16 protein-coding genes are annotated in these 19,842 nt (G+C 38.8%); 4 read left to right on the top strand and 12 right to left on the bottom strand.

Annotation, left to right across the window (positions count from 1 at the left end; translation table 11 throughout):
- Positions 1–4: 4 nt before the first annotated feature.
- The 6 genes from JAZ75_RS19730 to JAZ75_RS19705 form a co-directional block, all read right to left on the bottom strand.
- Positions 5–3,169, bottom strand: coding sequence for a SusC/RagA family TonB-linked outer membrane protein (locus tag JAZ75_RS19730; RefSeq protein WP_208697865.1), 3,165 nt, complete (start codon positions 3,167–3,169; stop codon positions 5–7).
- A 100-nt stretch (positions 3,170–3,269) separates the two neighbouring features.
- On the bottom strand, positions 3,270–4,793 hold the full coding sequence (locus tag JAZ75_RS19725) for an MFS transporter (RefSeq protein ID WP_208697863.1): 1,524 nt from the start codon (positions 4,791–4,793) through the stop codon (positions 3,270–3,272).
- Positions 4,790–5,653 carry a sugar phosphate isomerase/epimerase family protein gene (locus JAZ75_RS19720; RefSeq protein WP_021190339.1) on the bottom strand — a complete coding sequence of 288 codons (864 nt, stop codon included), beginning with the start codon at positions 5,651–5,653 and terminating at the stop codon, positions 4,790–4,792. The genes JAZ75_RS19725 and JAZ75_RS19720 overlap by 4 nt, the downstream gene beginning before the upstream one ends.
- Positions 5,654–5,663: 10 nt before the next feature.
- Complete coding sequence (locus tag JAZ75_RS19715) at positions 5,664–6,773, bottom strand: Gfo/Idh/MocA family protein (protein ID WP_208697861.1); 1,110 nt, start codon at positions 6,771–6,773, stop codon at positions 5,664–5,666.
- A gap of 20 nt (positions 6,774–6,793) precedes the next feature.
- Positions 6,794–7,531 carry a ThuA domain-containing protein gene (locus JAZ75_RS19710; RefSeq protein ID WP_208697852.1) on the bottom strand — a complete coding sequence of 246 codons (738 nt, stop codon included), beginning with the start codon at positions 7,529–7,531 and terminating at the stop codon, positions 6,794–6,796.
- Between the two features lie 14 nt (positions 7,532–7,545).
- Positions 7,546–11,037 carry a PVC-type heme-binding CxxCH protein gene (locus tag JAZ75_RS19705; RefSeq protein ID WP_208697850.1) on the bottom strand — a complete coding sequence of 1,164 codons (3,492 nt, stop codon included), beginning with the start codon at positions 11,035–11,037 and terminating at the stop codon, positions 7,546–7,548.
- A 143-nt stretch (positions 11,038–11,180) separates the two neighbouring features.
- Here JAZ75_RS19705 and JAZ75_RS19700 point away from each other — a divergent pair, with 143 nt between their 5' ends.
- Entirely contained in the window at positions 11,181–12,059 is an 879-nt protein-coding gene (locus tag JAZ75_RS19700) for an AraC family transcriptional regulator (RefSeq protein WP_132768095.1), read from the top strand.
- Between the two features lie 218 nt (positions 12,060–12,277).
- On the opposite strand, the gene JAZ75_RS19695 is transcribed toward JAZ75_RS19700, so the two are convergent.
- Both JAZ75_RS19695 and JAZ75_RS19690 read right to left on the bottom strand, forming a co-directional pair.
- Positions 12,278–13,204 carry a DsbA family protein gene (locus JAZ75_RS19695; RefSeq protein WP_208697847.1) on the bottom strand — a complete coding sequence of 309 codons (927 nt, stop codon included), beginning with the start codon at positions 13,202–13,204 and terminating at the stop codon, positions 12,278–12,280.
- A 159-nt stretch (positions 13,205–13,363) separates the two neighbouring features.
- Entirely contained in the window at positions 13,364–14,041 is a 678-nt protein-coding gene (locus tag JAZ75_RS19690; protein ID WP_208697846.1) for a YceI family protein, read from the bottom strand.
- Between the two features lie 153 nt (positions 14,042–14,194).
- Between JAZ75_RS19690 and JAZ75_RS19685 the strand changes: the two genes are divergently transcribed.
- A complete protein-coding gene (locus JAZ75_RS19685) occupies positions 14,195–14,584 on the top strand; it encodes a winged helix-turn-helix transcriptional regulator (protein ID WP_208697844.1) in 390 nt (129 codons plus the stop codon).
- On the opposite strand, the gene JAZ75_RS19680 is transcribed toward JAZ75_RS19685, so the two are convergent.
- From JAZ75_RS19680 to JAZ75_RS19670, 3 genes are all read right to left on the bottom strand, one after another.
- Positions 14,581–15,513: a hypothetical protein gene (locus JAZ75_RS19680; protein WP_208697842.1), complete on the bottom strand. Its 933-nt coding sequence runs from the start codon at positions 15,511–15,513 to the stop codon at positions 14,581–14,583. The two genes, JAZ75_RS19685 and JAZ75_RS19680, sit on opposite strands and share 4 nt — an antisense overlap.
- Before the next feature lie 504 nt (positions 15,514–16,017).
- Positions 16,018–16,398 (bottom strand): DUF1634 domain-containing protein, encoded by a 381-nt coding sequence (locus tag JAZ75_RS19675; RefSeq protein ID WP_021190329.1) that lies wholly within the window; start codon positions 16,396–16,398, stop codon positions 16,018–16,020.
- Positions 16,398–17,234: a sulfite exporter TauE/SafE family protein gene (locus tag JAZ75_RS19670; protein ID WP_031288480.1), complete on the bottom strand. Its 837-nt coding sequence runs from the start codon at positions 17,232–17,234 to the stop codon at positions 16,398–16,400. Before JAZ75_RS19670 ends, JAZ75_RS19675 begins: the two co-directional genes overlap by 1 nt.
- Before the next feature lie 274 nt (positions 17,235–17,508).
- Here JAZ75_RS19670 and JAZ75_RS19665 point away from each other — a divergent pair, with 274 nt between their 5' ends.
- Positions 17,509–18,318 (top strand): GNAT family N-acetyltransferase, encoded by an 810-nt coding sequence (locus JAZ75_RS19665; protein WP_208697840.1) that lies wholly within the window; start codon positions 17,509–17,511, stop codon positions 18,316–18,318.
- A 77-nt stretch (positions 18,319–18,395) separates the two neighbouring features.
- Here JAZ75_RS19665 and JAZ75_RS19660 read toward each other — a convergent pair whose 3' ends face one another.
- Positions 18,396–18,776: a DoxX family membrane protein gene (locus JAZ75_RS19660; RefSeq protein ID WP_132768087.1), complete on the bottom strand. Its 381-nt coding sequence runs from the start codon at positions 18,774–18,776 to the stop codon at positions 18,396–18,398.
- Between the two features lie 290 nt (positions 18,777–19,066).
- On the opposite strand from JAZ75_RS19660, the gene JAZ75_RS19655 reads away from it, so the two are divergent.
- Positions 19,067–19,441 (top strand): DUF6713 family protein, encoded by a 375-nt coding sequence (locus tag JAZ75_RS19655; RefSeq protein WP_208697838.1) that lies wholly within the window; start codon positions 19,067–19,069, stop codon positions 19,439–19,441.
- Positions 19,442–19,842: the final 401 nt, after the last annotated feature.

Below are 19,842 nucleotides of genomic sequence, written 5' to 3'. Positions count from 1 at the left end.
TTAATTAAAAAGTCAGGTTTAAACCAAAATTATAGATCCGCGTTGTCGGATAGACCAGACCACTTGTTGCGTTGATCTCCGGATCCACACCTTTTACATTAGATAACGTCAATAGATTCTGTCCCGAAAAATAGACCCTTGCTCTTTTGATACTCGCTTTTTTCAGGAAACTCTCCGGAAGGGAATATCCAAACTCAAGATTTCTAAGTTTGATGTATTTTACATTATGCTTCCAAAAATCACTGTTCCAATAATTACTGTGCGATGTATTGCCGATCAGTAACATGGGGTATTTCCCAGGTATCAGTTCACTGTTTGCATCATATATATCGGAAAGTCTCCAGGTGTCTTCCATGTAGTATTGTGCATTATTACCCCCATCATGAAATGGATTTCTTTGCTCATTGTCCTGGTACCAAGAATTCAGACCACCGCCAGTTAAGTCAAAGGCTAAGTCAAAGTTTTTATAGCCGAATGAAAAATTAAAGCCAAAATTCAAAATCGGTGTCGCGTCTTCACGGTATCCAATAGGGCGCTCATCCAGTCCATTGATAACACCGTCACCGTTTTGGTCTACATATTTGATATCTCCTGGTCTTAAAGTTTTATTCCCCTGTCTATCATTATCAACTGTCCAGTTTGCGATCTCTTCCCAACTTTGGAACTGCCCTGCTGATTCCAGTCCCCAGTTGATGTACCCGAAACGCTCATTGATTGAATTTCTGTACACATTCCAGGAGTTACTAAATCTCGGTTTATACTGGTTCCAATCGTAAAATCTAGAGTAAGTTGCATTCGCAGCGACACTGTAACTCAATTCACCGATACGGTCTGACCACTTGATCATCCCTTCAACACCTTTATGCATATCTGAATTTAAGTTTTCGTTGGGTAAACTAAAACCTACTTCCGATGGTAGTAAAATATCATATCTCGAAGCTGGTAATCCAGTTCTCATGCGTCTGAAATAATCAAAACTTCCTGTCAGTTTAGAATTGACAATCGCAAAATCTAGCCCGATATCCAATATTTTCGCTCTGATCCAAGAAAGTGTCCTTACCGGTAAACCCCTAGGCTGTGAACCGATGATATATTTACCATCGATAACAGATCCACCGGATTTATAATTGTAACCGGACAGGTAATCAAATGCACTGTAACCAGATACGGCATCATCGCCCAGCAAACCATAAGATGCACGCAGTTTAAAATCATTGATTTTACTCAATATGGAATTATCTTTCCAAAAACTCTCAGCAGAGGCTCTCCAACCTAATGAGGCCGAAGGAAAAAATCCCCAACGCTGTCCTGGAGGAAACTTCCAGGAACCATCGTATCGACCCGAAACTTCAATCAGATACTTACTGTCATAATCGTAATTAATACGGGCCAGATAACCTAATCGACCTTCTGTCCTATTTCCATCATCGTTATAGGTGTCCATGGTTTCATAATCGATCAAATTCAACGAGTTGGCTGTCGGAATGGAATGTACCCATGTCGTTGGCGTATGACGGACAATCGTTTCAAAACCTCCTACTACATTGATATTATGTTTATCAATTAATTTGGTATAAGCCAGCTGAAAATTAGACGTAAGTTCTTCAACATGACCCATTCTTCTTTCGCGCCATGGATTGTTATTTTCAAAAATCACCGGATAAGTATCATTGGCTTCATCGTATCCATACAATTTGTAGGTATATTCATGGTTATCCAGCTTTTGATTTGCATAATAGTACCCCACCAAAGCCTTTGCTTTCAATCCGTCTATGATATCATATTCTGCATTGAAATTTAGTTGGGCAACACGCCAGGTATCTGTATATTTTCCAGATAGATCATAATTTAACCAGGCGAAATTCGTACCTGGATCGGTAGAAGTTAAGGTCGGATAATTGGGATTGTCATTGGCAAATGGTCTGGCAGTTGGCAAATTACGATAAGTAGCAAAAATTGGCAACCAATAATCGTCACCACCGGGAACTCCAGGATTCGTACGGTTTTCGTAACGTGCATTAAGGGAAGCACCCACTTTAAGTTTTTTGGAAATCTGCGCATCCACATTCATCTGCACATTGGTCCGTTTAAAACCGCCATAATTAACAATCATGGATTCTTGGTTCATATGACCTGCACTGAAGTAATAATTAATATTATCGGAGCCTCCAGAAGCATTGACCGAATAATACTGTTGTGGTGAAGTCTTCCAGATGTAATCATACCAGTCAAATGGAACATAGCCTTTTTCTGTACCCGCTTTCCATTTTTCGAGATCTGTGCGCGAATATTTATAATCTTTGATTCCCTGCACAGTTTCCGATTGGATATAGTTCTCGATGTAAGTGACTGCATCTGCAGCTTTAGGAAAGGTAGATAAATTCTGAAATCCGTAATTAGCGATTAGATTGACTGTATTAGCGGAATTTCTTTTTCCTCTTTTTGTTGTGACCACAATAACCCCATTGGCCGCTCGTACACCATAAATAGAGGCCGATGCATCTTTTAGTACAGAAACGCTTTCGATATCATTAAAGTCAAGGTTATTGAACTGACCAGCATCTTTTTGAACACCGTCAATAACATATAATGGATCGCCCATATTACGGATCTGTAAAGCTGTACCAGCGCCGGGACGGCCATCCGACTGCCGTGAGTTTAATCCCGGGATCTTACCGACCAAAGCTCCTGAAGTTGTTGAAGAAGTGGATCGTTTGATATCATTGGATCCTAATGTTGAAATCGCAGATGTCAATGATTCCTTTTTTTGCGTTAGTCCAAAACCCGTTACGACAACTTCGTCAATGTATTCAGGTGCACTGGATACTAAAGTAATATCCAAGTTCTGGGAAGAAGCATTGAGCTGGACCTCTTTCGTTTCATAGCCTTTATGACTGATCACTAATGTTGCATTAGTCGGATTCATGTTTAATGAAAACACCCCCGCATTGTTGGTCGATGTTCCAGCGGTAGTTCCCTTGATTAAAACTGTCGCGCCTTGCAAGGGAGTGCCATCCGAACTTTTGACTGAGCCTTTTACGTCTTTATTTTGTGCATATGCTAGGTTTATGGAACATATACTCGAGAGTATAAAAAAATAAGGCGCATAGTCTGTTTTTAGATTAAAGACCTTCAAAAGGAATTTAATCTTAAAGAAAAACTTAATCATAATTTTAAATTTATTTTGGTTATAAAGTTTAAGTGTTTTTGCAAATAGGTGAATGCAAAAACACTTTAAATAGTCTTTCAATTATAAGATGCATATTTAATTAAATGATATCTATTGGTTTGTACCCTCCTTTCTTGTTAAAATAAATAATTAATAATATAAAAAAGACAAATAAACCGCTCGGCAGTAAGGAAACAGTGGATAGCGCCGCTTTCTTGGCTTTATTTTCCATCTGCTCCACAACTTGCTGACTGGTTTCGTCTAACGTTGACAAGTGTGAATAATCAATCGTTTTATAGTCCCCGAATATGCTTGATCTCGTGCCTGTCACCAGTTTTTCATGGTAATGTGTCTGGTGAATATGGTCATACTCAGCTAGTTTTTTATCAATATTACTGTCCTGTATAAAACCCAGAAAAACAGCGCCGATAATTCCTACCCCGAGCTGCCCTACTGCGCTCGTAATATTTAAAGCTAAGGCGCCACCTTTAGGAAATTGTTCGGAAACAACTCCCAGCATCGTACCCCATAGGTAGGTTTTTCCAAAAGCATATAGAACAGCCGCCAGTAAAATATAAATCCCGGAAGAAACGGATAATAACTGCAGACCGACAGCAGAGACGAGCGCACTTATGGATAAGAGCGCCAGGGGTGACAGAAATTTAACAACTGTACCGCTGTACATCCGTAAAACAGTCATGATCACCGCTGTAAATACAAGCACCCAACCTCCTTGAAAACCCATTTTTTTCATTTCTGGCGTCATTAGATCGGTAATCCAGCTATCGGTACCAAGCTCCATGGTAGCCAAAGGAACCATAGCCAGTAACAATAGCACAAAGAGGCTCTTCCCCCACGACCGCACGAAATAACCAAATATGGCTACAATGGCGATACTGAGCACAATATTGAATTTATAATCCCAGCTAAATAAACTGCCCAGCTGAAAAACACATAATACAACGATAATCAGCGCTCCTAAAACACCAACTTCTTTTAACATGTCCAAATAGCCAACGCCGGCTTTGACCCGCTCATTTACTGGAAACTTCTGGTTGATGATCAATGCGCCGTACGCGACTGCAGGAATCAAAATAAAACCTATGACGATTCGCCAATTGATATCCAGTGCTAAAAGGCCAATGCCTAACAGACCCGATATCGCAATGCCCATAGGCCAACCGGCATGTAAAATATTCAGCCACTTGGTTTTTTCTTTCGGATACAGCGATGCGACAACGGGGTTGATCACAGCTTCGGCAGCACCATTTCCTAATGCGAAGAAAAAGGTTCCTGCATACAACATCCAGTAACCAGTAGCAAAAATAGTCAGCACGATCGAAATCAAATGGCAGATAAAAGCAAAGATCATGGACTTTTTGTAGCCGATCCGGTCAATAATTAAGCTAAAGGCAACGATACTCAGTGCAAATGGCCAGAAACTAACACCAAAGATTTCGCCCTGCTGTGTTTTACTCAAATCAAACATAACTGCCCATGTGGGCATAAGAAAGGATCTGAAAACAAAACCAAAGGCAGATGCCACCAGTACAATAAAGCAACCCCAAAAAAGGGTACTTTTAGCATGATTGTCTGGCTGGATTATATCTTGTGTAGCGGTCATAATTGTAATGGATTATTTTTGAAAATTTCTGTGTAAAAGTTCGCTCCATCCCGGGCTAAAATATCTGAACTTTCTGCTAATGGACGCCAGATACTTGCCGCACGGGCCAGTTCTTTGGAAGGCGATCCGAAGGTTTCTAAAATGACACTTCCCTGATACCCGATTTCATTTAATGCATCGCGTATTCCGGACCAGTCTACCTGTCCCGTTCCCGGTGTTCCGCGATCATTTTCATTACCCTGAACATGAGCAAGTTTATCCCCTAAAAGATGGATTGATTTTAAAATGCTTTTCTCTTCAATATTAGCATGAAAAGTATCGAGCAAGATCTTTAAGTGAGGATCATCAATCTGATTGATCAATTCCAGAGCCTGCTCGACTGTATTGATCATATCTGTCTCAAAGCGGTTTAGTGGCTCTAATGCCAATACAATACCTTGTTCTTTTGCATACTGCGTTGCTTCAAGCAGATTTTCTAAACAGAAATTCCGTTCTAATTCCTTCTGTTCTTTTGAAACTAATCGTGTTTTTCCAACAGCAGCATAAAGCGGTCCTCCAAAAATTGGACTTTCTAATTCATTAGCGATTTGTATACAATCTTTAATGTAAGAAAGACCAATTTTACGGTATGCGCTATGTTCACTTGAAATGTCTCTTTCTGTACCAAATGCACCGCTCACAGATAAATCTAAACCAATACGCTGCGCCACTTTCTTCAGTTGCTTCACATCAATTGATGCTACATCTTCGACAGCAATCTCCATGACATCATAGCCATAATCCTTTGCTTTATAAAGAATATCAATATGATCTGCTGTGTAAGGTGATACCCATACAAAAGAGCTTATTCCTATTTTCATAGCTTTACATTTAATCAAATGAAGGGATTGCGATTCTGACTCCACCCTGCATCGCCGATTCATGGGCACAGATACCAGCACAGGTATAATTTGCCGCTAAGGCCGCATCAACGGCAGAATCTCTTCCCTCCACAATAGCTGCAACAAACTCTTGAACTAAATGTGGATGAGAACCCCCATGACCTGCTCCCTGTAAAAAGGAAACATGATTTGGATCATCTATTCTTTCCCTTTTAGTAAAGTCTGCAATCTCCGGAATCAATAAATCGTCTGTATCCGGCGCCTCCATGCGTACGGCATTTTCGCCACCGTCAAATATAACATGTTGCTCATCCTGTAACTGCTCCCATTCAAAAGACATTTTATCACCATACACATCGTAACTTTCGCGGTACTGTCTCACGACATCAAATAATGATCTTGTCGCCTCGGCGACCACATTGGAATCTTTCAGCTTAAAGGTGGCTGTTTCCACTGCAAACGGTGAATTATACCGGGCAGCAAGATCAGCACTTAGTTGACCTGAACCGTGGCAAACCACAGATTCCGCTATGGTATTATTGATACGTAATAATGGCGAAATGGCATGTGTCCCATTCAGCATCGGTGGATAACCTTTCCAGTATTCAGCCCAGCCCTCCATACTCATATCCTGAATATGTGAACCGCGAACAAACTGTATTTTTCCTAATTTCCCCGTATCAGCAAGTTTCAGTCCGTACAGAAACTCACGGGTATATAAGGCTGTCTCCATCATCATATAAACTTTATTGACTCTTTTCTTCGCTTCCACGATAGCCTGACAGTCGGCCACAGTCATGGCCATCGGTATGGTACATGCGGTATGTTTATGCGCATTTAATGATGCCAATGTCATTTTTGCGTGCTCCGGCACAGGTGTCACCACGTGGATGGCATCGACATCATCTCTTTTAATGACCTCGTTAAAATCTGTAAATAGTAAATCATCGTCTAGATTGAACTTTTCTTTTAATTCTCGCAGTGTTTCAGGATTTCTGGTACAAACACCGACAGATTTAATATGGGGATGCTTTTGATAAATGGGAATAAATTCTTTTCCAAAACCCATTCCTACGATAACGACAGTGATTTTTTTCATTTTGATTATTTTATGTTGATTTAAATATTTAATGCCCAATGGATTGCATTGATTAAAATTTTGCGATAGTCTTTATTCAGATGACTGTGCTCATCATGCCCCAATGTAATTCCTACTATTCTTGATTTATCATGATTGACCGTGAATACAGCCGGGTATACTTTAGCCGTTTCTAAAGACTGACCGATGACCAGTACATCAATCCCTTTACCGGCAGCATCCGGTTGGTGGCGATACAGTTCGTCTTTGAATGTAAATTCTGGAGAAACGCCTTGACTGATCGGATGCGCCGTGTTCACCACCAGGTTTTTGAATTCTTGGAAGTTTTCATGGCTATTACTTCCTCCACCTACATATTCCAAATTGTACTGAGGCCAGTCTTGCCAATTGTACCAGACTGCAGCATGCAGAAGCACTAGCGGTTTACCCTGTGCAATAAACTTTTCAATCGCCAGTTGTGAAGCTTTTGGGATCGGTTGATTATTGGTCAACACCAAAAGATCTGTCGTTTTTAAATAAAAGCGTATTGAATCCGTATTGTCTGTATAGGTCGCATGTACACCTTCAATGGTATTGATCAGCTGTGTATCCTCGATTTTGTACCAGCGATTAAAATCATGCGATCCACCACCACCGACAACCAGTATATTCTTCTTTTTTTGCGCATGAGGCAATGAATGTACACTTGCTTTGGCACATAAAGTTCCTATACTACTTACTACTATAGTAAGTAATAGCATTACCATTCTATTTTTCATATGTTTCGTTTATATTATTCCACAACTTTCATTATTCCGTTCATTCCTCTCCAATGTCCCGGAAATGTACAGATAAACGGATATTCACCTTTTTCTTTAGGGGCCTGAAATTTAAGCGTATAGCTTTGTCCCGGATTTACCAATTTGGTATGAAACAGCACTTCACTGACTTCGGGAACATAGTCTTTTTCAGCTGCCGAAGACGCTTGCAACATGGCATCTGCCGCTTTACCGACGATCTCTGTTGTACCAGGTTTGATAATCACTAAATTATGAGGCATTGCATCCGGATTTTCCATGATCAAAGTAATCTGCCTTCCCGCTTTCACCGTAATGGACCGTTTATCATACTGCATAATATCTTTTACCGCTTTGATCACAATGACTTCAGCAGGTGCCTCGTTTTGATTCACTTCCACAGGACTTGCGCGCTGCATATGGTGATGCGCATGCTCCCCATTCAATTGAAGCTTTACTTTGATCTCACTGATATTTCCGATAAATTCAGATCCATACTCGTACTTGGTCAGCGCAACAGATTCATCCAGATCTTCTCCCGACCGCAGATAGGCACGCAGTGGTTTATTGAACGGTTTGACCTCTTTGATGTTACCGACCAATTTGTTGTTGATATATAGACTAGATCCTTGGTTTGCTGTTATGCTCGCATTAACTTTAAATCCATTTCCGATTCCGTCTGTAGCTGCTATACGCTGTATTTCACCATTATTATATACGTCCCAATATATTTTGTTTCCCTGCATATATAAAGCATAACCATTTTTTGCATCACCTTGCCCAATAATTAATCCTTTGAAAGCATCCTGATCACGGCGTAATACTGCTGTTTCAATCGTGATATTCTTATCAGCCACATTTGGTGAAAACTGAACACGGTTTTTTCTACCAAGTGTATAAATTTCTTCACCTAGCGCTTGGTTTACAGCTTGTTGATACGCATTTGTTGAAGACTGATCAGCAACCATCGACATATGACTATGATTGGTCTGGATCGCCGCAAATAAAGCTGGAGATAACCACCTGTCCTTTGCATTGACTGGATCATTGATTGCCGCCTTTAATACAGGAGCAACTGCGGCAAAAGGAGCGGAATCTGCAATTTTAACAAAAGCGGCAAGCCTAGTATTGAGATTCTCATCTTTAAAAATATTAGACTGTGCTATTTGATCAAAAGATTTAGCATTTAAATCCAGTACCTGAACAGCAGCTTTTCGCACACCGGCAGATGGATGCGATAATGCGGCTAATAATGCATCATTCACTTCTTTCTTTGTTAGAAGACCCAAACCTTTTAAAGTCCAGATAGCATGTATAGCAGGTGCATTCAATCCAATTTCATCTACCGATTTATTGTTGATTATTTTAATCAAATCTTGTTCAACATCCGCATTTTTCCGCTCTACTAAAAGCCGCTGCGCATGGGTTCTCCAAAATTTGTTTTTACTATTTAAAGCTTCGATAAGTCCTTTGGGATTATCTTTTGAAAGTTTGAAACTTTCATTATGCTTGCCATTTTTATATAAAACGCGATATACACGGCCATGCTTTTTGTCTCTCAGATTACTTTCAAATGCATTTCCGGGCCCTCCAACCTGATCCTTAAAAGGAAGGACTTTCTCTGATGGCGCTTGCGCAGGAATAAAAACATTATGCTGAATGATAAAATTGTACCAATCCAAAACCCACACAGCACCATCTGGTCCTACCTCAGCATGCACAGGTCCAAACCACTCATCAGAACTTGCCAGTAAATTCCAGCCGTCTCTTTCTTTAAAACCGGCACCATCTTTTTCAATAATTGCGTTATGTAATAATCTTACCGTAGGTTCAGCTACAAAGGCCACACTGTTCCAATAAGACTGTGGAAAATCCCGTGCGGTATACATCTGATGGCCTGCCGCTGATGTAAATCCGCCGACAACATCCACCTGTCTTAAGTTTGGTGTTAAAGCATGAACCTCATAATGCCCGTCAATTTTTTGGATTGAATTGATTGGATTAGCGCCAGGAATATTGTCAACACGTCGCTGTAGATACTTCTCCGGCATCGAATAGAAAGCAGAATGGGTGTTATTTGCCGTGGATACAAAGACATTATTATCTTCCGAAATACCAAGACCCCAAGTATTATTGCTGGTTGTAGCTAAATACTCCAGATCCGAACCATCTGGATTAAGTCGGTATAAACCTTGAGAGAAAATATGCTTTTCACCGTTAACAATACCATTGTAACCTGCATATCCGTTAACACCCCAGATTTTGTTGTCAAATCCGTATTGCAGATTTGATGGACCGGCATGCGTATCTCCTTTGCTCCAACCGGTCATAATGATTTCTTCATGATCGGCTACATCATCACCATCGGTATCTTTTAAGAAAACAAAATTGGGAGCCATGGCAACAATAACACCATCATTGGCAAAAGTTAAACTTGTTGCAATATTTAAGCCCTTAGCAAATTCCGTAAATTTATCGGCAACACCATCGCCGTCGGTATCTTCACAGATGACGATGCGATCATTTCCTTTACCTTTCACCTCCTCAAAACTATTTGGATAATCAACAGCTTCAATGACCCATAATCTGCCTTTTTCATCCCAGCTCATCGCAATCGGATTGGTAATATTGGGCTCCGCGGCAAAAAGTTTTAATTCAAAATCCACAGGTTTCTGTATCAGTTTCATCGACTGCTCTGGACTAAGCGGATCCTGCACTTTAGGAACATCATAACGTGCTGTAAAATCGGATATGGAATCGGGATATATGCTTACATTCGGAATAGCCAATTTATTCACCATACTTTGAACCTGCTCTCCAAGTGACCACCAGACCGCACTGCTGACCGTTCTTAGAAACTGATGATTTTTCCAGGTATCATCATGCTTCCCTAACGCGTGATATAAAAAACGACCGCCGTTTTCCTCACTATACCAGATGTAGTTTTGTTTTGAACCATCTATCGCAGCGCTACCGATAACAGTTTGATCTGTTTTTTTCTTGAATATGTATTTTTCATTGTTAACCTGAATGGTGTTAATGGATGAATCCAGTACATGTTTGGCGTTTTCTATCGTAACAATTGCTTGTCCATCACCCGCGTCGGTAAAACCACCTTGTACCAAGTTGGTATACCATTCGGAATTCTGAAATGAATTAGCAGACGAGTTCAAGGCCACAACCCCTTTTCCTTCTTTCAGGAATTTCTTTAATGCCTGCTCCTTTTCTTCACTGAGCTCTTTTTCATTCACCAATAAGACAACCCCATCAAACTTATTTAAATAATCAAATTCTAAACTTGCTAAGGTGTCGGTATAGGTTAGATTGATGCCCGATTTAAAAAGTTCGACCGATAACCAGGTCGCTTGATTAGAAGATTGCTTATTTCCAGCACCAATAAATAGTACCTCTGCCCTTCTCGGTTCATCAGCTCTACAAGAGGTCAAAAACACTAAAAATAAAAGTAAAACTCTTAAAATATTATTCATGATTTAGTTGAAATTTGGATTTATCTATAATTGTTATAAGCAAATATAGAGATATGAAGTAGCTTGGAACTTAGCTTTTTTATCAAGTTTCAGACATATTGTATCATTTTTAACTATATTTACCCCAATAAACTGAAATCATAATGCTAGATAAGAGAGTTATTTCAAAATCGCTTATTCCAGAGAATAAAACTTTTTCGATAAAACAAATCAATGAACCTCATTTTGATCCAACCTTTCATGCACATCCGGAATTTCAACTTTCGTACGTAATAAAAGGGGAAGGAAACAGAATTGTAGGCAATAGTTTGCAACCGTTTCATGCAAACGATATGGTATTTATTGGTCCCAATCTACCCCATGTCTGGAAAAATCATTTGTCTTATTTTAAAAAGGACAGTCAGCTCGATACGTCGGTTATAGTGATCTACTTTCATAACAATTTCTTTGCTGAAGAAATCTACGGTAAGGAAGAATTTTTTAGGCTCAAAAAGTTCTTTCTCACCAGCAATCTCGGGGTCGAAATAACGGGAGAAACCAGAGATATTATTGGAGGGATGATGTTTGAATTATTACATAAGGATGGGCTGGAAAGCGTAATTCTCCTATTGAAAATATTGGACACTTTAGTGCTGTCCACAGACTGCCGTTACATCAATGAGTTTGATGAAGCCATAAATTATAAACAGGCCGAAACCGAACGGATACACAAGGTCTATGATTACGTGATTAAAAACTTTGATCAGCAGATTCGTCTGGAGAAAGTTGCAGAAATTGCAAATATGACCAGTACCTCTTTTAGCAGATACTTTAAGACACGCCTCAACAAATCATTTTCGGACTTTTTGAAGGAAATAAGAGTAAACTACGCCTGCAAACTATTAAAAGACGATAGTATTTCCATAGAAACAGTCAGCTACGAATGCGGCTATCCGTCAGTAACCAACTTTAATAAGCAGTTTAAGAGTGTCATAGGCCTGCAGCCACGGCAGTATCGGGATAATTTTCTAAATCTCATTTAAGCCCTTTTTATATAAACAGGCTTTTATGCACTAAAATCCTGCCTATATAAAAACATCGTACGTTATCTTAATTGGTGCAGTCTGCTAGCAGGTTGTACCTGCGACTGTGCGATCCCAATCCGATCAAATAGTTCCGTTCTTCGACATCTACAGCACAAGTATTAGCTTAAAACGCTATATCATGCCATACACAACGTAGTACCTTGTTCTGAGAATGACTACGTGACGTTCAGATGCCAGATAGCACCATTTTTTGTTGTGCTTTTTTGCAACAGTTTATTTGCGGTAAGTTCGTTCAACAGCTCCTCACTTGCTGATCTTGGCATATCTGTCAGTTCAGCATATTCCTTAGCAGTCAGCGAATTGTATGTAGAAAAAATACTTTCCCAGTCGTGAGGATAACTCCCTTTTATAGCTGTCGGATTTAATTTTAAAATTGCGGCTTCATAAAAAGCATAAGGTTTCGCGCCATACACCATCTCGCGATTTCCATGCATATCCTCAAAATAAAGTGTTGGAAAACCTCTTACACCGTATGTTCTCGCCAATTTAAGGTCTTCTTCAAATTGAACAGGCGCTGATTTTTGATAGTCTGACAATAATTGAACTTCATCTAACCCGACCATTTTTGCCGCCGCAGCGATGTATTCCCATTTAGTGATGTTTTTCTTCTGTAAAAAAACCATTTCTCGCAATGTTCTTAAAAACAGAATAGCTTGATCATTATCCTGCAATTGTGCTGCTTTAAAAGCAATAGAAGGCGGATAAGAAGAGTCTAAAGGATCTTCGAACCAGATATCACCATCAATCGGCATATCATAATAAATACTCACCTCGTCCCAATGCCCGGCGACATCACTAGGTTTGCTAATTCCCCCACTGTTATAGTTCCAGTCGGGCAGTAAACCGCCCATATGATAGTGCATGGATAAGCAATCACCATATTCAAGTTTTAGTTTCCGCAATTGTGGTTCAATTCCCCAACAGGAAGAACATATGGGATCTGTGAAATAAATGACTTTAAGGGGTTTATCTGTTTGTTCAAGAGGGTGTACTGCTGCTGATTCATACGCTAAAACTGGCATTTCACAGCTACCTATTTCAGGATCGCACAAAAGTGGATTATGGTTAGACTCGTTCTTCATGTTCGGTTTATTTGGTTTATGTAGTCAAATTTCATGCAATATCGAAACAGCATAAGATGCCGATATGCCCTGAAAAGGTTCGACCTATTGACCGCGCAGTATAGCTACTTCGCAGTAAAAAAAACACGCTTTAATTTTTTAAAGCGTGTTTTTATAAAATTATTTTTTTGCAGCGATATGCAGCTCCATATCTACTTCTTGAGAGATCATCCAGTCTTTAGGATCACCTTCAGTACCGTACGCTAATCCCCAGTCTTGTCTGTTGATGGTGAATTTAGATTGTACATTAATTTCATTATCCGTTACGCTAACTTTTGCTGGAAAAGTAACATTTACAGTCTTATCTTTGATTGTTAAGTTACCGCTGATAATGTTTGTTGCATCCGCAATGACACTTTTGTCTTTAGCAGCATCAAAAGCTGTAACTGCGGTAATTTCAAATTTAGCTGTTGGATATTTTTCCACTTCAAAAAAATCACCCGTTTTTAAGTGACCATCTAAATCAGCTGCAGTTTTACCACCTGATTTTGCAGGATCAACCGCACTCTTGTCTGTTGTCACTGAATTCATATCGATAACAAATGATCCACCTGTGATCGCTCCTGCTTCTACAGATACAGTACCTTCACTTTTCAATGTACCAAATCTTGGATCGAATCCACCTTTGTGATATGCTTTCCATTTGATTGAACTTACTGCTGTATCAACTGCAAAAGTTGCACCTTTTTGTTCGGCAACTTGTTGCTCTGTTCCTGTTTGAGCTTTATCACCATTTGAACCACCACATGAAGCTAAGATGACAGAAGCGAATACTGCTAAGATTGCTATTTTTTTCATTTTTAAATTATTAATTATATAAATCTTGTGCAAAAATAACATAGGATTAGTATACAAATGCTATTGGTTTCCTTTTTGAAACTACTTTCCTATAGGAAACCAATAATCGTTTCCGTAATTTTACAGCGTAATTTTGTATTGTAATAAAAGATCATGAAGAAAAATCCAACCATAAACAATAGATCAGGATGTAAAGCCCGGATTATTGCGATCACAGATACCATGGAAATCTTATCCGGAAAATGGAAATTTCATATTTTGGGAACGTTGATGGAAGGCGGAAAGATGCGATTCATGGACCTGTTGCGTGAAGTAGATGGTATTGCTGCCAAGATGCTCTCGAAGGAATTACAGGACATGGAAATGAATCACCTTATCAGCCGTACGGTTATGAATACAAAACCCATTACCGTTGAATATGAAGTGACCGAATACGGCCGCACATTAGAACCTATTATCGACGAAATTGCAAAATGGGGTGAAGCGTATAGAAACGCAATGTTTAAAAAACAAAATGAACATGTCCCTGTTGAGGAACATTAAAAAATCTTTGTAATTGGCAATAGCGGTACTTTTTGCTTCCAGGTGCCCGATACATCAAATAAATGTCCAGAAGATTGATTTTTAATCGTAAACGTATATTGGCATTCCCGTGTAAGGTATTTGATCTCTCCCTTGACCTGAATATTTGAATACGGCTGTACTAATAACATTTGTTTGCTTGCAGAATTTATATAAGGTTCAAAAAATTTCCCTTCTTTATATGGTACTTGTTTCGACCAGTATGTTGCCCCGTCTTTCAAGATTTCACCCATGAATATAAGTGAATCTTGAGCATTTATCCATTTAAAAGCGTCTTCATCAGTACTACTGAACTCGGACATATAATTGACGTCTTTAAAGATGGCAACCGTTTCCATATTTTTTGCCGTGGAGGTATTGTTAGAAAGCGTTATGGTATAACAGCCTTCATCACTTGTAAACTCTTTCCGGCTTCCAGGTACTTCTATGATTTCTTTCTTCACAATCTCATAACCAGCACCTCTGCTCTGTGTGAAAGAAAGTTCATCTTCCGTTCCATTCGCCGCTATTCCAATTACAAACTTTCTGGGTTCTACGTTGAAATTCTCTTTTAATGTTAGATTAAGCAGATGACTACTTGCTATTTTCTCCAATTTCAACCAGCCACCGGCCACTTCAACAGTGCCTGCTGCATTTAAGACAACTGGATTATCATTTATATCCTGAAGTACTTCTCCTGAAAGCGCATCTTTAACATAGGCTACGGACCATTCTTTAGCATTGATTTCAATACCATTGTCCACAAAACCTGAATTGACCTGAATACTCTTATAGTCTGGACTAAATAATGCAGTTTTTTGCCCTATATCTTCTTTATCACAGGCGCTCATCGAAAAAATAAGGACAGCGGCCAAGCAGGTAGTCAAGAATTTAGAATAGTTTAGCATCATCGGAGTTACAAGATAATAGGTAAATACACATTATAAAAATACTGTTAGCAATTTAGCATTATTTTAAGCAATAATCGACTGTTAATGAAAACTTTTTGTTATAAAATTGTAATGAATAGCACACAATAAAGCGATAAATCGTACATGCGTCAGGTATAAATAACCGAGCTGAAATCTAAATACGTAAATGGCGCAAAAAAAATACGCTTCTTCGTATCATGACAAGAAAATGGCATATGCTTTGAAAATAATCCCATAGTTATATCTAGTAAGCACTAAAAAATTATCAATCATGAAAAAGCAAGATGGAAACTTGAAAAAATTAGGATTAAAAAAAGGATATTACTTATTACTTATGGCAATTTTGGATATGCCTATAGAAGAAAAAATAAAAAAGGCTAGAAAATAGACAATTAAGTACCCTTTATATAGAAGAGTTCTCCCTTTTGGAGAACTTTTCATTTTATATTTTAAAAAAATTCATTTCAGAATTTTTCAAAGTTGTTAATGTCCGAATCCGAAATACATACTAAAGGCAATTATGATCAGCACTAGCGTCGTGATGAAGACATATAGTTTATCACCCTCGATGATAAAGCTGACCAATGAAAGTAATAATCGGATCAATGGGGTACAAAAAAGAATAATGATCGCTAAAAATATAATCGAACGTCCTTGCATGTTGATGACTCCACTGAAAACATCCGATACGACTTCAATAATACTTCGATCATTTTCTGTAAATCGGGCATAATCAGCCTGTTCATTCGCATGGTTATAAAGAAAGATCAATCCGCCGATGGTACTGATCGCCAATACTGTTCTTACGCCGTATTTTAAGACATCTCCAATAATTCTTTGTATCGTTTTATCTGTAATCTGCATTAGAATTTTCCTTTAATACCGTTATAAATCATGTTAAAAGCCAAGAAGAAAATAATAAAAGCAAAAAATACTCTTAATTTCTTTGGATCTGTCGCCATCAATATCTTGGAACCGATCATCGAGCCTATTAGTACACCAATCATGACCGGAAGACAGATATCAGGGACAACATACCCTTTCTGAAGATAAATCACGCAACTTGCTAGAGCAGTCACGCCCATCATAAAATTACTCGTTGTGGTCGACACCTTAAAGGGTATACGCATAATGGTATCCATCGCGATTACTTTAAAAGCCCCCGACCCTATTCCCAGCATACCCGAAAGTACTCCGGCAAGTCCCATCATACTAAATCCGCCGATGACATTTTTTGTGCCATAAGACACCTCTGTACCCTTTACTACAGGATAGGTAGAAGGTAGCTTGAGGCTGATCGCCAGCTTACTGGACTGCTCTACGATATGTTCTTCTTTTTTCCGGAGCGAGTTTGCCGCAGAAAAGATTAAAGCTAGACCAAATAATACGGCAATAAGCGAACTGGGAGCCGATGTTGCGATAAGTGCACCGACAACAGCACCTGCAGTAGTCGCAATCTCTAAAAACATGCCGAGCCGCATATTTGCGATCCCTTCCTTAACATATGCGGCGGCAGATCCCGAAGATGTCGCAATTACGGAAACTAAAGCAGCTCCTATCGCATAATGGATATCTACTCCAAGCAGAATAGTCAACAAAGGTATTACCACAATTCCACCACCAAGCCCGGAAAGCGAACCAATAATACCTGCACATATGGCTCCAAGGAGCATAATGAGTGTAAACGTTAAAACAGTCATATTTGCAAAATTTAAATGCAGGAAAGCCACCTGGACTTTCTTCCCTAAAGAGCCAAAGGTAGAGAATATATTATTCTTGAACGAAATCTGTTCGCTATTCTAATCGTTCTTTAATATGAAGAAATCCAGCCCTAATCTGAAATTGCGAGTTATACCTGACACGCTCATCCCATTTTTATAAATCAAACCGTCATCAAAAAAAAAGCGCTGCTTTTTGAAATAAATTTAAAGTATTACATTCGTTTAATTAAAACCGCAAAAATTGTATACGCAAATGAGCAATTTAATTTTCGAACCGATCGTATCAAGTGATTTCGCACAGCTTGTTAACTTACAACCTGAGGGCTGGCATGATATAATACCCAAATTTGAATATTATGTCAATCAAAAATACGGTATCCCCATCAAGCTACTTGAAAATCAAGAAATCGTAGCTATAGGATCGGTTATCGTCCATCAAGATGTTGCTTGGCTGGGACATATTATTGTTCATCCCGATCATCGAAAACAAGGTTATGGAAAGCTGATGACACAACAGCTCATCGCAACGGCAAAAGCGGAGAATTGTACTAGTATTCAATTGATCGCAACAGATCTGGGAGCAACAGTATACGAAAGTATCGGTTTCATTACAGATACCGAATATCTCTTTTTTAAGGATGTCAATATTCCTGTACGCCAAGTCGCTAATCCGAATATCAGCAGCTACAATGCGATCTATAAAGATCAAATGCTGGCATTGGACAGTTTGGTATCTGGAGAAAATAGAGCCTGGGAGCTCGAAGATCATTTAGCGTCTTCTTACCTCTATGTCATCGATGGCTCCCTTGCAGGATATTACTTACCGACCTTCGGCGAAGGTTTAATCATAGCCATTCATCCAGCTGTAGGTAAGGAACTTACGGAATTTCACTTACAAACAAAGACAACTGTGGTCGTACCGAAAGAGAATATAGCCGCACAAGCCTTTTTACAGGAGTATCAGTATCAACCTTATGCCAGCGCTAAACGCATGTATATCGGTCGAGAGATAGCGGTCAAATTTGAACATATATATAACCGTATTGCTGGAAATATCGGTTAATCAAACTTGCTGAAAAGCTATTTGTGCCTTTTGATCGGGATATCAACATATAAAGACACAAATAGACTCTTATTTTACTACTTGCGGAGCATAGGAAGATACTTATGCCAGTTTTCGATGATAACCCAAAGAACAATTGCAGCCAGAACAAGCGCAATAGGTAAACCTGATGGTGCGGTAGTGATGTTCGATAACAAAATACCGGTCAGAATTGGCGTTAGAATAACTGCTCCCAGCGCTCGCGTTGTACTAAAGATCAATAATAAACCGCCTGTGATCTCTCCGAACGCCACCAGTGGCATTAACCAGCCGATTTCCATAAATGCCTTTCCTGCGTTGATCATTTTCTCAGGCATATCCTTGGGCATAGGCATGTAATGAAAAAATTTATCCAAGCCAGCATTGATAAACATTAAGCCTGTCAATAAGCATAATACGAAAAGAATCTTGTTTTTCATGGTCATTTAATTTAAGTTATAATTTCAGATTATAAAAACAGCATGATCCCATTATTGTTCTATCGGATGTTCATTTTTTTTGATGACAGAATTAAAAAAATTAGACTTTAGCGTTAATCTTTTTAGGGAACTTATTATCGATCTATATCGTATTAAATTGAATATAAATGGAATTACCACTAGAACATAAACAATCTGTTTACAACAGCTAACAGGATTATACTTTTACTACTCTAAAATGCTCTCATATTAAAGTAAGCCCTTATATTTGATAAGCTTATTTTTCATAAATGGATAAGCACAACTTAATGGATAATATGATCGCACATTCTTTTTTTTATCTCGCACTTGTACTTTTTATTATGCACGAAATGGATGCCGTACGTTGTAAGGAGTGGCGTATTTTCCCCGGGTTAGCACTGCTAAAGGAAAGTTGGGGATATCCTGTATTTATACTGGCTCATATCCCTCTTTTTTTATTCATAATATGGGGACTTACGCAACCCTCAGAAAATTTCATCATGGGATTTGATATTTTTGCGATCTTACATTTTGCATTGCACCTCCTCTATCTCAGACATCAAAAAAATGAGTTTAAAGATTGGATATCTTGGACAATAATTACTGGAATAGCAGTTTTTGGTACGCTCGATTTGCTGTTTTAGTAAGGGTGCTCATTCATCAAGAATAAGTAAAAGTAAAATACATAAACCACTTTAAATTAGAGTCATAAATATTTAATATAATTTCAAATGAATGTTCAAAAAGCATGTCAGCGCTTATCCATACTGTTCTTAACGGTTACCAAATAAAGAATCGCTATAGAATTGGATTCTATAGCGATTTGAGGGGTTCTTTTCTATAATGGTTTTGGTAATATCGTTTTTTTTATAGATTCTGTGCCTGCGCATCATAAATCATTATAAGGCAAACATAAACAATTTTTCTTATCATGAGGAAATTTAAAATAAAATTTTACATTAATTATCGCATCTTTAAGAAAATACACCCACACACGGCATATTGCATCGGATTATTTAAATTTTAACGGGTTCATATCAGATGC

Origin of the sequence: Sphingobacterium sp. UDSM-2020, from assembly GCF_016132525.1 — a bacterium.
GTDB classification, from domain to species: Bacteria; Bacteroidota; Bacteroidia; order Sphingobacteriales; family Sphingobacteriaceae; genus Sphingobacterium; species Sphingobacterium anhuiense.
The sequence above is the reverse complement of the archived record's forward strand: the minus strand, read 5'-3'. Positions and strand labels throughout refer to the sequence as shown.

Excerpts from the sequence above, each read along its gene's own strand:
- JAZ75_RS19730 (WP_208697865.1), bottom strand. The coding sequence starts at position 3,169 with ATGATTAAGTTTTTCTTTAAGATTAAATTCCTTTTGAAGGTCTTTAAT.
- JAZ75_RS19725 (WP_208697863.1), bottom strand. The coding sequence starts at position 4,793 with ATGACCGCTACACAAGATATAATCCAGCCAGACAATCATGCTAAAAGT.
- JAZ75_RS19720 (WP_021190339.1), bottom strand. The coding sequence starts at position 5,653 with ATGAAAATAGGAATAAGCTCTTTTGTATGGGTATCACCTTACACAGCA.
- JAZ75_RS19715 (WP_208697861.1), bottom strand. The coding sequence starts at position 6,773 with ATGAAAAAAATCACTGTCGTTATCGTAGGAATGGGTTTTGGAAAAGAA.
- JAZ75_RS19710 (WP_208697852.1), bottom strand. The coding sequence starts at position 7,531 with ATGAAAAATAGAATGGTAATGCTATTACTTACTATAGTAGTAAGTAGT.
- JAZ75_RS19705 (WP_208697850.1), bottom strand. The coding sequence starts at position 11,037 with ATGAATAATATTTTAAGAGTTTTACTTTTATTTTTAGTGTTTTTGACC.
- JAZ75_RS19700 (WP_132768095.1), top strand. The coding sequence starts at position 11,181 with ATGCTAGATAAGAGAGTTATTTCAAAATCGCTTATTCCAGAGAATAAA.
- JAZ75_RS19695 (WP_208697847.1), bottom strand. The coding sequence starts at position 13,204 with ATGAAGAACGAGTCTAACCATAATCCACTTTTGTGCGATCCTGAAATA.
- JAZ75_RS19690 (WP_208697846.1), bottom strand. The coding sequence starts at position 14,041 with ATGAAAAAAATAGCAATCTTAGCAGTATTCGCTTCTGTCATCTTAGCT.
- JAZ75_RS19685 (WP_208697844.1), top strand. The coding sequence starts at position 14,195 with ATGAAGAAAAATCCAACCATAAACAATAGATCAGGATGTAAAGCCCGG.
- JAZ75_RS19680 (WP_208697842.1), bottom strand. The coding sequence starts at position 15,513 with ATGATGCTAAACTATTCTAAATTCTTGACTACCTGCTTGGCCGCTGTC.
- JAZ75_RS19675 (WP_021190329.1), bottom strand. The coding sequence starts at position 16,398 with ATGCAGATTACAGATAAAACGATACAAAGAATTATTGGAGATGTCTTA.
- JAZ75_RS19670 (WP_031288480.1), bottom strand. The coding sequence starts at position 17,234 with ATGACTGTTTTAACGTTTACACTCATTATGCTCCTTGGAGCCATATGT.
- JAZ75_RS19665 (WP_208697840.1), top strand. The coding sequence starts at position 17,509 with ATGAGCAATTTAATTTTCGAACCGATCGTATCAAGTGATTTCGCACAG.
- JAZ75_RS19660 (WP_132768087.1), bottom strand. The coding sequence starts at position 18,776 with ATGAAAAACAAGATTCTTTTCGTATTATGCTTATTGACAGGCTTAATG.
- JAZ75_RS19655 (WP_208697838.1), top strand. The coding sequence starts at position 19,067 with ATGGATAAGCACAACTTAATGGATAATATGATCGCACATTCTTTTTTT.